This is a genomic window from Sinorhizobium terangae (genome assembly GCF_009601505.1).
Lineage (GTDB): Bacteria > Pseudomonadota > Alphaproteobacteria > Rhizobiales > Rhizobiaceae > Sinorhizobium > Sinorhizobium terangae.
In genome coordinates, this window is record NZ_WITC01000036.1 from 308367 (window position 1) to 320955 (window position 12589).

The following is a 12589-nucleotide window of genomic DNA, read 5'->3' on the forward strand; positions in this document are numbered from 1 at the left end:
ACGTGGCTTATCGGTGACGGCTGGCTGCGCGGTGTTTCGCGAAGAGCACTGACTGGTCAAAGGAGAGGGGAGGTCTGGGAAATTTTCTACACCCGATCACCCGATCACCCGATCAGCCAGATTACGCGATCACGCGATACTGGAAATCGCCTCCTATCGGCTTGTTTTTCCTCTTTAAAAAAATCCTCGCCAATCCTACTCACACAAAGCTGTTGGCGTATATAAACCAACTCCGACCATAAGCTCCCGAGAGGGATTTCGCGGCTATACAATGGCCTTGTCTATCTAAACACTTGAATTTATTGTATTTTTCTACCATTTTACGGCTGTGTCGCTGATGTAGGCAACACGGCGCGGATGCAAGCCCGCGTATCCAAAAGAAGGCGGAGAGGTCGAGGGTCCACACCTCAGCCAAGTACTCCGTCTTCTTAGGGCCAACGTGGATGCAAGCCCACGTCGATCTCACTGCCAGGCCGGGGGTCCAAACTTCGGCCACTAATCTTTCAAAGCAAAAGGGAAATGAAATGGCGCCGATCAGAAAGAAATCTAAAGCCGGGAAAAAAACGGAGGAACTCCGCGACTCTTTGTGGCCCGACCTGGATAAGACCCTCTTGTGGGACTCCCACAGTGAAGAGGGGTACACCCCGGTTCCTCGAACTATGCCGATCATCATCAAAATGATCGACGACCTCACGAAAGGAACACCCGCAGGCAACACCTATTTCGAGCTGTGGTGCCGCGCTCGGGCGGAAATGTATGTTTCCCTTGGCGCTGCAGGGTCACTTGCGACGCACTCCGGCTACTCTGGTCAGCGGGCCGTTCGCCAATGGCAAGATCGTATCGATCTTCTCGTTGAGCTTGGGTTCATTCGCATCAAAGGCGGTTCCGCTGGTAAGTATTCCCATGCAGTCGTCCTAAATCCCCACAAGACGATGAGACGTCTTCGCGAGGCGGGGCATCAAGGCATCTCTACCGAGAAGTACGATGCTCTGGTGGAACGGGCAAATGAGATAGGTTCGACTGATTTCAAGGTTCAACCGACCGCTCCATTAACTGCCACCCCTGCAGCAACGACCTAACGCCTGTTTCGTTCGTGTTCCTGGCAAGCCTCTGGGTTGTCCTTCAGGCGGGCCATCTTGCGATGATATGCAGCCCTCTTAGCCGCATTCTGGGGACAGTTGGGGTCTTTAGGTGCTCAGTCCTTGCGCTTGGGCTGCGGGGTAATGGTGGCGTTCACCAGGTTTCCTTTGAGGGGTGTGGTTGATTGTCCGTAGCCGAAAACAAACATAATCAGGGTAAGAGAAACGCACGCCCGAGAATTAGGACGCGGTCTGACCCGAGACACGTTTCGCCAGTCGAGCTAAGGTAGACCGTGAGCAGCCCGTGGCAGCAACGATGGTGTTCCAGCTCAGGCCGCTCTCAAGCATCTTGACGATGCCAGCGTTGCGCTCCTCATCTTCAGGGCGGCCCTTATAAGCTCCTCGGGCCTTAGCCGTAACGATGCCCTGCGCCTGCCGCCTTCTGCGGTCCTCGTAGTCTTTGCGGGCAATGGCTGCCAGCATGTCCAGCATCATCCCGTTGATGGCATCGAGCATGCGGCTCTGAATATCATCCTTGCCAGCCGTGGCCATCATCCAAGAGGTTGGCAGGTCGAGTGCAACCACCTTCACCCTGCGGCTCTGTATCTCGGTCTTAAGGCGCTCCCAATCGTCAGCGTTCAAGCGGCTGAGGCGGTCTACCTGCTCAACGAGGAGGACATCGCCGGGGTGGCAGTCGTTCAGAAGACGGAACAGCTCGGGGCGCTTTAGAGAAGCCCCGCTTTCGTTCTCCACGTAGCTGGCAGCGATCTTCAGCCCACGCTCCTCAGCGAACCTGAATAGGTCGTCTCTGGCACGGTTGGCATCTTGGTCTTTTGTGCTGGCACGAAGGTAAGCGCGGACATGCATTGAAGCCACCTTGGTTCGTTTAGGGTGGTTCACTTATCTTTGGTTCGTTTTAGATTGTCAATAGGCACTTATCGAACCAAGTCTCGAGTGGTTCCTCCGACGTGTACCGAAATCGAACCAGCCGCAGCTTGCATGGTTGACGTGATCTATGGGCTGTGATGTCCCTTAGGCTGCTTCATCAGACGTGGCTCATCAAATGGACGCCAGCGCGTATTTGGAAGGCTCGATAAAGGTAAGCTCGCCGGAGGATGTCGATCTCTTGCTTGCTCGTGTCACCGCGTCTGCAACGCAGGTTCGGCAGTGGATTAACGCCTTTACTGGTGAGCCGCTCGAATTCTTGCGACGCCTGAAGTTCGAGGCAGTTGGCTATCACCCGATCGGACACCACCCGCTCAATATCATCGAACAGGTCAATCAGACGTGGACGTATGCAACCGCCCTGCTGGCCGCAAGGCAACTGTTTGCCCTGCACCCCGAAGCTGGCGGCTACCACCTCGCTCCCGGCGCGCATGCCTCACAGCCCTTGGACATCATGAGCGAGGTGGAAGGCTTGGTTGGCGCAGAAACGTTTGCTGCCGTGACACCACGTAACAACCATTGCCAGCGACTTATCGAAGTTGACGAACCGTCCCGAGGCCCATCGGTACGTGTTCTTTATGTCACCACGCTTTCCTGGCAACCTCCGCCTACCGCAGTTCGAGAGGGACGGAGTGCAAGTCTGGTCCGTCGACTTTTGATCGCTGGCCTCCCATGCATGGCGTCCCCGGGGTACCGGGGGGGAACCCCGATCTCCGTATATCTGATCTGGGCTCAGAAATTTTTACAGCAAACATTCCGCCTATAGACCGTGGATGCGCGTTCACGGTCGGTCATTTTCCAGCGTGTTGTACGCTTGCGTATAGGCCTAGGCGACATAAGTACAACATGACGCTTCAAACGCTGGACCATCAAGGGGGCTCCCCTTCAGGGCCTTGGCCCGCTTCAACTGCGCAGACCGAATGGAGAGGAACCGGCTGACCAACTGCTGGGAGACATCCAGAACTCCAGCCATCTGTTGTTGGGTGAGTTCGGGGAAGAAGTCCGCCAGCCAGCAGACCATCATCTGGACAGACATTTCCTTGCGACCATGCGCAGCTTGGAAATAAGCGAGGGCAGACTTTGCATCGAGAACTGGTCCGGCGAAGGTCTCCCGTTCAATGGTGGCAACAGCATCCTTCCACCGTTCCTTGATCCATTGGACGGCACTAGGTCCGATCACGTCGAAGGGGAACTTGTCGGTCTTGCGATGAAGACGCTTGCCCCAGCCTCGCTGAACGGCCCAATCGGCAATCCGGTGACGGCTGTTCCGGCCACCACCCTCGACTTGCAGGAAGTTCATCTGCCGAAGGACGGCGGTGGTCTGCCTCCGACCGAGGCCGAAGAGCGTCCCAAGTTCGGTGATTGTGATCCAATCGCCCTTGTCGACCGACACCAGTTCGCCGGTCTTCCGGTCCAGTATCTCCTCGACATAGATCATGCTGCCACCGACTGCCGACCAGGTGTCGATGATCGCGTGTAGGTCGTTTTCAGCCGCTGCCGCCTTTCTTGATCCATTTCCTTGAAGCGGACGATACGGGGACCGTGATGCTCGTTCTCGGCAACCGTCAGACGGGCCGCTCGTTCGATGTCGGGGAAGGTCATTCGGGGATAAGCGCGCTCACGGTCCCACATCTCCATTCGTCCCCGGTGCCCGAGAACAACCAGATGCCGGCAAGCGTCGGCAGCGGGATTGCGGGTGTTGGTGATGATGATCTCGCCATTGAAGGAGACCGAATAGCCTTGGCCCTTGCTGGTCATCTTCACAGGCTCGATGAAAACCCGCAGGGGCGATTTATCTGTTGCGTGCATAGGTTACTCTCTGTCCGTCGTGCGGGCTTGGGTGTTGCGTTGCTTTGTCGTTGAGATGTCTCCTCGTTGCTGGTCGTGCTGACGAAATAACCCCACGACTCACCACTGGCACAAGCCAGCCGCGAGACGCAGGGGGGGCCTGAACGACAAGAACGCAACGAAGAGAGTTTGCCGGTCCATGATGACCAGCATCCGCCCTCCCGAGATCGGGGTCGATGGAGCGACTATGCGGGTGGAGACGAAGACCGGGGCATGGACAAGGACTGACGAGGGTGGTCCTCTCGTCGGTCTATCGGGTGTCGTTAAGGTGACCTGAGTGGGTCGTTAAGGAGATCTGTTGTTGAGACAGGATTTCCATCATCATCAATGACCTAATGAAACCAGAGATAAACCCTGATTTCATCAGTTCAACCTCTCTCCACCTTAATCCACCTATCCATATGGAGGGGGTAATTAAAGGTTGCGGTTCTGCACGTCACAACCATACAGCTACTCTATGCCTTCCCGCTTGCTATCGGATGTTGCCTTGGCGGTCGATGTTCGGGACCGCCCCCGCAACATCTGTCACGGGAGCAGGAGGGTCATGGCAAGAGGTGGTTAGCGTTTGGAATTGGTCAGACGCTTCTTGGCGATTTCAAACGCCTTTTCGAGGAATGCGTCTCCCTCGTCCTCGTTGATGGCCTCTGTCTCATCAGCGGGAACACCGTTCTCGATGCCGTACGCTTTCTCGATCAAACCGACTAGCGCATATAGCTTGGCCTGTTCCGGGGTCATGGTGGGGTTCCAACCAAGAAGGTCATTGGTCATACCAGTGAAGTCATCCCACAGACTGGCAGCCTTTGGGTGACCGGGGGAAACGATGGTGTCGATGATCTCATCAGCGTTGACAAGAACAAGTTTGACGTCTTGCCCGCGCTGGTCAATTTCCGTGTAGACGGGGTTCAGAGAAAGGATGGTGGTCATGGTCGTTGTCATGGCTAGTCCCTTTGGCCCGCGAAGGGGCGGTTGGTGCGATATGCATATGGTGGGGGTAATCACCCGAAACCTTGCGCGGCATCGTAGACGGGCGTTCGCCTCCAAATGGCCAATGATACCGGCCACCCCCCAAGTGCCTCTCCACGGTCGATACCCCGGAACGGGAAATGGCATTCCAACGACAAAGCCACCGAGGATCGCTCAACGGGGCCTGACGTGGTGCCAAAGCGATCTCCCCGAACCGAGAGGAACGAGGAGACCGCAAGCAGGACCAAGGACCAGGGATGCGATGAATTGCTCATCAGCCGCACTCCCGACTGTCGGGTTGCCATGAAGCGGCGGTGCGGTGGGGCTGACCGAGGGTCAGCAAGAGGGCTGTCTCAGCGCCATCTATGCGTATGAACGGGGTAATCGAGCGCCCATTCTTATCCTTGTGCAGGTGGCAATCTCAATTCTCTATCTCTATGCGTGGGGTAATTGTCGGCGATGGGGTTCGACTTCAGGCATCGTCGTCGAGACACTGTAGATAGGCCTCAAGCGGAACTTCGATCACAGCCACTTTGCTCAGATTGATAACTCGACAGTCGGGGCCATCTTCGTAAACGCGCAGAAATGCATTAGGTCCTATGCCGCCGAGATTTGAACTCAAGATAAACAACTCGGAGGCAGTATCGTTTGAGAGGTAGTGGGTCGACGCTCGGCCGTCGGCATAGATGACCCGAACACAATTCATCTCTTCGATTATCTTCTCTTCGTCCTCGGAAGCTGACTCCGCGTCCGGTGCGCTTGCGGTGATGCGGCGGATTACTTCGATGCGTTCGGCTGCTGCTAGGTGGCCCAACTGGCTCACCGGGATGCTCTTGGTCAACGACTGATAGACTTCCGGCGAAGAGAAGAAGGGCATCACCTCTGTGTCGTCGGAGATCAACTCGAACTCGATGAGATGGCTTGGGTTAAGGAAGATAAGCCGGTTGTTCAGCGCGCCAATCTCAACCCATCCTGCCGGTGCCTCTAGATCGATCGTGGGGCGGAAGTGACGAAGCACCCTTTCTGCCTCCGGCTCGTCAATCGGGTATTCCAGATCGCCATGAGCGAACGTGATCTTAAAGGTGCCAAATGGCGTCCCCTGCTTATCGCGCGCGAAACCGGCCGCGTCTCGCTGCCGTGGATGAAGTTCCACTCCCAAGAGTTCGTCGACGCTGCACCCGAACATGATTGCAAGGTCCTTGAGCTGCGCGACCGGGATCGACGACAGTCCGGTCTCCCACCTAGCCACCGTCTGCTGCGTGGTGTTCAGTCGCTCAGCGACATCCTTCTGCTTCAATCCGTATCGCGTGCGAAGTTCTTTGAGCTTATTCATGGACACATCTCCCGTGTTCTGAAACACGGCTTACATGTTTCCTTCGAACACGTCAATCGCGTTTTGAACACACAGAACGTGTTACCCCGGAGTTCTTGGAGGCGTTTTTACCACGGCTTTTTCCGAACGCTCGCTGTATGCTTCGGGAGCTACGAACCGCCATCACACAGTGCACCAAAGCGCGGTGTCGGAGGACAACTCGTCGTGCCACATACCAACGGCACTGCGAGACCCTCCGAGATCAGAATTTCCCCTAGGTCTCGTCCATCGGCTGTCAATTTGCCGCAACTCTGCCCATGATTGCAGGCGACTGTGCCCTCGGTCCCCGCCGGACAAGAACACGCTACTTTCGATAGCTGGGGTTTGATGTCGACACGATCTCCTTCAGTCGAGCAGTCGACCGCTCCCCGAGTTCGCGTCGTGGTCATGTCTGCGGCTATGTTAGCCCATGACGGCAAAAGGAGTGTTTCTGCAGTACACGAGGCGACGCCGGAGGACGGTTGAAAACAGAAGCCTTAGGCACCTGCGCACGGCAGCCCCCCATTGAAACTGGTACAGCAAGATGGTACATTCCCCATGAGATCAATCGGCGTAACTGGCTGATTTCATAGTGAATAATGGTCGATCTGAGAAACTTCAAATCTCTCTAGCAGCACCAGCCTATCCCCTTGAAATCGCTGGATTCCTTGCACTCAACAACGCAGGCGCTTCGCACCGACAAGTGCGGGTTTCTTCCGCTATAAACAATGGCGCCGCTCACGACGTTTACGCAGGCGTCCATCAGCCTCGGGTGCACATCGCGGAAGCGCCGCCCATCACCCGCGCAGGCCCGGCGCTTCCTGTCCGGTGCGCTCCACGTATTCGATGTAACCACCGCCATATTGATGGATCCCGTCCGGCGTCAGCTCCAGCACCCGGTTGGAGAGTGCCGACAGGAAGCGGCGGTCGTGCGAGACGAACAGCATGGTGCCCTCATAAGCCGAGAGTGCCTTGATCAGCATCTCCTTCGTATCGAGATCGAGGTGGTTGGTCGGCTCGTCGAGGACGAGGAAGTTCGGCGGGTCGAACAGCATTGCGGCCATCACCAGCCGCGCCTTCTCGCCGCCGGAGAGCACCCGGCACCGCTTCTCGACGTCATCGCCGGAAAAGCCGAAACAGCCGGCCAGCGCCCGGAGCGGCGCCTGTCCGGCCTTGGGAAAGCGTTCCTCCAGCCATTGCAGAATGGTGCTGTCGCCGTCGAGCAGGTCCATGGAGTGCTGGGCGAAATAGCCGAGCTTGACGCTGGCGCCGAGCAACACGCTGCCCTTGTCCGGCGCGGTCGTGCCGGTGACGAGCTTCAGCAGCGTCGATTTTCCGGCGCCGTTGACACCCATGATGCACCAGCGTTCGCGCCGGCGCACCATGAAGTCGAGGCCGTCATAAATCGTCCGGCTGCCATAGGCCTTGTGGACATTCTTGAGGTTGACGACGTCTTCGCCGGAGCGCGGAGCTGGCAGGAATTCGAACGCGACCGTCTGGCGCCGGCGCGGAGGCTCGACGCGGTCGATTTTTTCAAGCTTCTTCACCCGGCTCTGAACCTGCGAAGCATGCGAGGCGCGGGCCTTGAAGCGTTCGATGAACTTGATTTCCTTGGCGAGCATGGCCTGCTGGCGTTCGAACTGGGCCTGCTGTTGCCGCTCGTTCAGCGCCCGCTGCTCCTCGTAGAAGCCATAATCGCCAGAATAGGTCGTCAGCGCACCCGCATCGATCTCGATGATCTTGGTGACGATCCGGTTCATGAACTCGCGATCGTGCGACGTCATCAGCAGGGCGCCGTCATAGCCTTTCAGGAAATCTTCCAGCCAGATCAGGCTTTCGAGATCGAGGTGGTTGCTCGGTTCGTCGAGCAACATGATGTCCGGACGCATCAGCAGGATGCGGGCGAGCGCCACGCGCATCTTCCAGCCGCCCGAAAGCTTCGCGACATCGCCGTCCATCATCTCCTGGCTGAAGTTCAGTCCCGCCAGAACCTCGCGGGCACGCCCTTCCAGGGCGTAGCCATCGAGTTCCTCGTAGCGCGCCTGCACCTCGCCATAGCGTTCGATGATCGCATCCATTTCATCCAGGCGGTCCGGATCCGACATCGCCGCCTCGAGCTCGCGCAGTTCCGCCGCCACGGCGCTGACCGGTCCTGCCCCTTCCATCACCTCGGCGACGGCCGACCGTCCGCCCATCTCGCCGACGTCCTGATCGAAATAGCCGATCGTCATGCCCTTCTCGACCGAGACCTGTCCCTCGTCGGGCAGTTCCTCGCCGGTGATCATCCGAAAGAGCGTCGTCTTTCCCGCCCCGTTCGGGCCGACGAGACCAATCTTCTCGCCACGGTTCAACGCCGCCGAGGCTTCGATATAGAGGATGCGGTGACTGTTGGACTTGCTGATATTATCGATACGGATCATGGGGAAAACGACCTGGGTGGGGTTGTGCGCCCCCCTATGCCACGGCGTGGTGCCGCTGTCACGCGAACCCGCATCCTTTGCCATCGACGCTGGCCGCCTCGGTCGAAGAGGCTGCCATCGTTCAGATGCGCATAGCGCTGTAAGTCTCGACCCGGTGGCCAAAGCGTCGAAGCTCTTCTGCGGCAATCGTGATTTGCGTGGTCGGGCCGTGTACAATGGCGGCCCCTTTCACGGGAGGGCTTCCCCATGCGCATTCGCACCTTGACTGTCCTCGCAGCGCTGCTTGCCGGCACCTGCCCATTTGCGCAGGCTCAGCAGACAAAGCCGGTGTCAATCGAGGTCTTTCCTTTCGAATTGGAGGACAAGAGTGCTGGGGCAGGAATAATCTCGGCCGATGACTACGACAGGCGGTATCTGTCCGAGTCGGCGCAGGTCGCGAGGGATATGCTCTCAAAGTCCGGGCGTTTTTCGGTAATCGATGTGCCGGCGGGGGATGAACAGGCGGCTGCACCGCACGGACTGCGAAACTGTGGGGGCTGTGAGGCTTCTATTGCCAAAGCGCACGGGGCGTCCCTTGCCTTGCTGGGAGTCGTAACGCGCGTGAACCGAACAGAGCACACGATGTTCATTCGCATCCTTGACGCTGAAACCGGAAAGCCGGTTTCGACGGGGTGTACCAATCTTCGCATGGGCGCGAACCACGCTTGGCCCGCTCGGCGAAATGGCTGATGACAAACAGGATTTTGCAGTAGGCAACACAGTCCTGCCGAAGATGTCAGGCGGACTGCTTCTCCAGACGAGTAACAGGCAGCGGGCTCGGCAGCCGACCACATGGTCCAACCAGCCACGTCCTACCCAGGCATGTGATCGTCCAACAGCAGAAATCGCTACCAAACGCTCCGCGCGTCGCTTAAGCTTCTGCTTATGGAAGCGCAGAGATACGACCTGAAAGAGGAATCGGACGGCTCCTGGACGGTGATCGACAAGGAAACCGGGCAGGCCGCGGAGCTGAACGGCGAACCGCTGGCGCACCTCGATATTCATCTGGCGAACGAATATTTGCCACTGTTGAAACTGAGGGACACCGTTTCCGGCCTGATCAGGAAACCCGATGACGAGGGGCCGGCCTGAAATCGGCGAGCTGTGCCAGAAGCTGGTCGCAGGTGAATTTCTTCCTGCCCATCAGATCCAGGATGCGGCGGGCGGCCTCATTGGCTTCCACACCATCCCTTCCGACGTTGTGCAGAGCGCACCAGACATCCAGTGCGCCGCGCATGATATCGACATCATCCGGCGAATAGGCTTGACGCACGAACCCCTCCCAAGGTGTGTACCTCAATGCATTCATCAATGGCATCATGGGGCATTCTGGGGCAAATTCAAGAAAATATTGAGGTACCCCAATAAGTCATACCATTGGCATCCCTTTCAGCGCCGTTTCGTCCTTCGCACGTGCCGCGCGGCGCACCTTTGAAGATGTGAAAAGGGTGCGCCGCTATTGCTATTTGCGTCATGAACGACGCCCGTCATCAAACCTTAAAACAAATCCGTATAACTCCGCGGGCGGAAACCCCGCCAGGCGCATGATGCGCCATGACCTGCCTCTCGGCATTTGATTTTTTTCCAAAATTTCGGTGTTGTCATGCGTTTATCCGTGAAGCTCCCGCTCGCAGCGGCGGGTCTGGCCGTTCTTTCCATCGCCGCTACCAGCCTTGCCAGCCTCACCGTCAGCGGCAGAATGTCCTCTCAAGCGGTGGTCGAGAAACTCGAAGCCCTGGCGGATGCCCGACGCAACGAATTGCGCCATTACCTGACGACGATCGAAAATGACCTGCGCAATCTGCAGGAGCAAAAAACGGTCGCGAAGGCATTGAGCGACCTCAGCAGTGCGATGGCCGGGATCGGCAGCGATGCCGCAGGCGAACTTGCGCGGCGCTACGCGACGGAGAACCCCAATGCCGAGGACAAGCGGGCACTGCTCAGCTCTGCCGGAAAGGACAAGTATGACGACCTGCACGGCCGCTACCATCCGTTCTTCCGGCGGTTTGCCGAGGCGCACGGTTACAAGGATGTTCTGCTCGTCAATCTCAATGGCGACGTCGTCTACACGTTGAACAAGAAAGGCGATTTCGCCGTCAATCTGTTGCGGGCACCGTGGAAGGGCACTGGCCTTGGCCGCATCTTTGAGGCGACCGCCGAAGGTACCGACAAGAACAGCCTTGCCTTCGCCTCCTACGAGAGCTACGGCCCGCTTGGCGAAAGACCGTCGGCCTTCATTGCCATTCCGATCGCGTCGCTCGACGGCAAGATCGGTACGCTCGTGCTCGAAATGCCCGACGCAATGATCGGCCAAATCGTCGGCAACACGACCGGACTCGGCGAAACGGGTGAGACGATCCTCATCGACCAGAACGGCTTCTTCCTGACGGACAGTGCCAGGACGAGCGAAAACGACATGCTGCGTACGCGGGTGGACCGACCGGCAGCGGTCACCCAAAGCGAGGCGATCGCCAGCAGCGCGCTTCCGGATTTCCGCGGTGAAGAAGCGCAGATGGCGGCGACCACCCTCGATGCCTTCGGCACCCGCTGGACTGTCGCCGCCGTCATGACTTCGCGCGAGGCCTTCGCGGCTGTGACGGCGCTGCGCAACTGGACATTGCTGTCGGCACTCATGGTCCTGATTGCCGCGATCGTCACTGCAATCTGGTACTCACGCCGCCTGACGGATCCGATATCGGCTCTGGTGAAGGATATGGATCGGCTCGCCGGCGGCGATACGGCGATCGCCTGCGCGGGCCAGACGCGCAAGGACGAAATCGGCGACATGGCCCGCTCCGTCGTCGTCTTCCGCGATGCGGCGATCGACCGGGTTCGCCTCGAGAAGGAGGCGGAAGACACGCGGGCATCGATCGAGGACGAGCGACGGGCACGCGACGTCGCGCGGATAGAGGAGGCCCGTCACATCGGCGAAGCGGTCGATGAACTGGCGACAGGGCTCGAACGACTTTCGCACGGCGACCTGACCACATGCATCGACCAACCGTTCGTCGAAGGACTCGATCGCCTGCGCCTGGACTACAACATGTCTCTCGACCGGCTCGCGCTCACACTCCGCGATGTGAAGACGAGAATCGCCCACATTCACGGCGACGCCGGTGAAATGCGAGATGCAGTAGACCAGCTTGCAAAGCGCACGGAGCATCAGGCGCTGTCGCTGGAGCAAGCGGCGGCGGCGCTGGGCACCATCACGCTTACCGTACGGCGCACCGCCGAACATGCCACCTCCGCCACTGAGATTGCAGCCGCTGCGAAAGAGAGTTCCGACAAGTCAAGCGATGTCGTCAGCGATGCGGTTGATGCCATGGGCAGGATCGAATCCGCCTCGCATTCGATTTCGCAGATCATCGGCACGATCAACGACATAGCCTTCCAGACCAATCTTTTGGCGCTGAATGCCGGGGTCGAAGCCGCACGCGCCGGCGAGGCGGGCAAGGGGTTCGCGGTTGTCGCACACGAAGTGCGGGAGCTTGCCCAGAAATCCGCCGTCGCGGCGCGTGAAATCAAGACCATCATCACCGCGTCTGCAGACGAGGTGGCGAATGGCGTATCGCTCGTGAGGGCGGCAGGCGACGCACTCAGCCGGATCTCCGGACAAATCCACGCTATCAACGACCAGATCTCGGAGATCGCCGCCGATGCGCGCGCCCAGGTGAGCGGCCTCCAGCACGTCAACGAAACCGTGCGCGCGCTCGACCGGATGACGCAGCAAAACAACGCGATGGTCGAAGAAAGCACGGCGATGACGCATCGTCTTTCGAACGAGGCGTCCGGCCTCTCGGAGCTCGTCTCGCAGTTCCGCATAGCCCTCGACCAGCCCGCCGAGATTGGCTACGTGACCGACACCGATGCCGAATTTGTGCGCCGGCGCGCGTGATCGCCGGCCACGGCGACCTTAACGCAAGCTTAAGATTCTATTGCTAAAT

At 58.5% G+C, this 12589-nt stretch carries 12 protein-coding genes; 5 read left to right on the top strand and 7 right to left on the bottom strand.

What is annotated here, in order from left to right; translation table 11 throughout:
- Positions 1 to 524 precede the first annotated feature (524 nt).
- Entirely contained in the window at positions 525 to 1079 is a 555-nt protein-coding gene (locus GHK62_RS09890) for a hypothetical protein (protein WP_153438533.1), read from the top strand.
- Between the two features lie 240 nt (positions 1080 to 1319).
- Here GHK62_RS09890 and GHK62_RS09895 read toward each other — a convergent pair whose 3' ends face one another.
- Entirely contained in the window at positions 1320 to 1946 is a 627-nt protein-coding gene (locus GHK62_RS09895; RefSeq protein WP_153438535.1) for a recombinase family protein, read from the bottom strand.
- A gap of 196 nt (positions 1947 to 2142) precedes the next feature.
- Between GHK62_RS09895 and GHK62_RS09900 the strand changes: the two genes are divergently transcribed.
- Complete coding sequence (locus GHK62_RS09900) at positions 2143 to 2790, top strand: hypothetical protein (protein ID WP_153438537.1); 648 nt, start codon at positions 2143 to 2145, stop codon at positions 2788 to 2790.
- Positions 2791 to 2850: 60 nt separating this feature from the next.
- On the opposite strand, the gene GHK62_RS09905 is transcribed toward GHK62_RS09900, so the two are convergent.
- The 5 genes from GHK62_RS09905 to GHK62_RS09925 all read right to left on the bottom strand — a co-directional run bounded on the left by GHK62_RS09905 (position 2851) and on the right by GHK62_RS09925 (position 8606).
- Complete coding sequence (locus tag GHK62_RS09905; RefSeq protein ID WP_184108425.1) at positions 2851 to 3462, bottom strand: hypothetical protein; 612 nt, start codon at positions 3460 to 3462, stop codon at positions 2851 to 2853.
- Complete coding sequence (locus GHK62_RS09910; RefSeq protein ID WP_153438539.1) at positions 3459 to 3833, bottom strand: hypothetical protein; 375 nt, start codon at positions 3831 to 3833, stop codon at positions 3459 to 3461. Before GHK62_RS09910 ends, GHK62_RS09905 begins: the two co-directional genes overlap by 4 nt.
- Before the next feature lie 597 nt (positions 3834 to 4430).
- On the bottom strand, positions 4431 to 4796 hold the full coding sequence (locus GHK62_RS09915) for a hypothetical protein (protein ID WP_153438541.1): 366 nt from the start codon (positions 4794 to 4796) through the stop codon (positions 4431 to 4433).
- Between the two features lie 511 nt (positions 4797 to 5307).
- On the bottom strand, positions 5308 to 6168 hold the full coding sequence (locus GHK62_RS09920) for a helix-turn-helix transcriptional regulator (protein ID WP_153438543.1): 861 nt from the start codon (positions 6166 to 6168) through the stop codon (positions 5308 to 5310).
- A gap of 815 nt (positions 6169 to 6983) precedes the next feature.
- Complete coding sequence (locus GHK62_RS09925) at positions 6984 to 8606, bottom strand: ABC-F family ATP-binding cassette domain-containing protein (protein WP_153438915.1); 1623 nt, start codon at positions 8604 to 8606, stop codon at positions 6984 to 6986.
- A gap of 246 nt (positions 8607 to 8852) precedes the next feature.
- On the opposite strand from GHK62_RS09925, the gene GHK62_RS09930 reads away from it, so the two are divergent.
- Both GHK62_RS09930 and GHK62_RS09935 read left to right on the top strand, forming a co-directional pair.
- Complete coding sequence (locus tag GHK62_RS09930) at positions 8853 to 9335, top strand: DUF2380 domain-containing protein (protein ID WP_167528203.1); 483 nt, start codon at positions 8853 to 8855, stop codon at positions 9333 to 9335.
- 195 nt (positions 9336 to 9530) lie between these two features.
- Positions 9531 to 9737, top strand: a complete 207-nt coding sequence (locus tag GHK62_RS09935) for a hypothetical protein (protein ID WP_153438545.1) — start codon at positions 9531 to 9533, stop codon at positions 9735 to 9737.
- Here GHK62_RS09935 and GHK62_RS09940 read toward each other — a convergent pair.
- Positions 9706 to 9918 carry a hypothetical protein gene (locus GHK62_RS09940; RefSeq protein ID WP_184108424.1) on the bottom strand — a complete coding sequence of 71 codons (213 nt, stop codon included), beginning with the start codon at positions 9916 to 9918 and terminating at the stop codon, positions 9706 to 9708. The two genes, GHK62_RS09935 and GHK62_RS09940, sit on opposite strands and share 32 nt — an antisense overlap.
- Before the next feature lie 330 nt (positions 9919 to 10248).
- Between GHK62_RS09940 and GHK62_RS09945 the strand changes: the two genes are divergently transcribed.
- On the top strand, positions 10249 to 12540 hold the full coding sequence (locus GHK62_RS09945; protein ID WP_153438548.1) for a methyl-accepting chemotaxis protein: 2292 nt from the start codon (positions 10249 to 10251) through the stop codon (positions 12538 to 12540).
- The last annotated feature ends 49 nt before the right edge of the window (positions 12541 to 12589 follow it).

Excerpts from the sequence above, each read along its gene's own strand:
- GHK62_RS09890 (WP_153438533.1), top strand. The coding sequence starts at position 525 with ATGGCGCCGATCAGAAAGAAATCTAAAGCCGGGAAAAAAACGGAGGAA.
- GHK62_RS09895 (WP_153438535.1), bottom strand. The coding sequence starts at position 1,946 with ATGCATGTCCGCGCTTACCTTCGTGCCAGCACAAAAGACCAAGATGCC.
- GHK62_RS09900 (WP_153438537.1), top strand. The coding sequence starts at position 2,143 with ATGGACGCCAGCGCGTATTTGGAAGGCTCGATAAAGGTAAGCTCGCCG.
- GHK62_RS09905 (WP_184108425.1), bottom strand. The coding sequence starts at position 3,462 with ATGATCTATGTCGAGGAGATACTGGACCGGAAGACCGGCGAACTGGTG.
- GHK62_RS09910 (WP_153438539.1), bottom strand. The coding sequence starts at position 3,833 with ATGCACGCAACAGATAAATCGCCCCTGCGGGTTTTCATCGAGCCTGTG.
- GHK62_RS09915 (WP_153438541.1), bottom strand. The coding sequence starts at position 4,796 with ATGACCACCATCCTTTCTCTGAACCCCGTCTACACGGAAATTGACCAG.
- GHK62_RS09920 (WP_153438543.1), bottom strand. The coding sequence starts at position 6,168 with ATGAATAAGCTCAAAGAACTTCGCACGCGATACGGATTGAAGCAGAAG.
- GHK62_RS09925 (WP_153438915.1), bottom strand. The coding sequence starts at position 8,606 with ATGATCCGTATCGATAATATCAGCAAGTCCAACAGTCACCGCATCCTC.
- GHK62_RS09930 (WP_167528203.1), top strand. The coding sequence starts at position 8,853 with ATGCGCATTCGCACCTTGACTGTCCTCGCAGCGCTGCTTGCCGGCACC.
- GHK62_RS09935 (WP_153438545.1), top strand. The coding sequence starts at position 9,531 with ATGGAAGCGCAGAGATACGACCTGAAAGAGGAATCGGACGGCTCCTGG.
- GHK62_RS09945 (WP_153438548.1), top strand. The coding sequence starts at position 10,249 with ATGCGTTTATCCGTGAAGCTCCCGCTCGCAGCGGCGGGTCTGGCCGTT.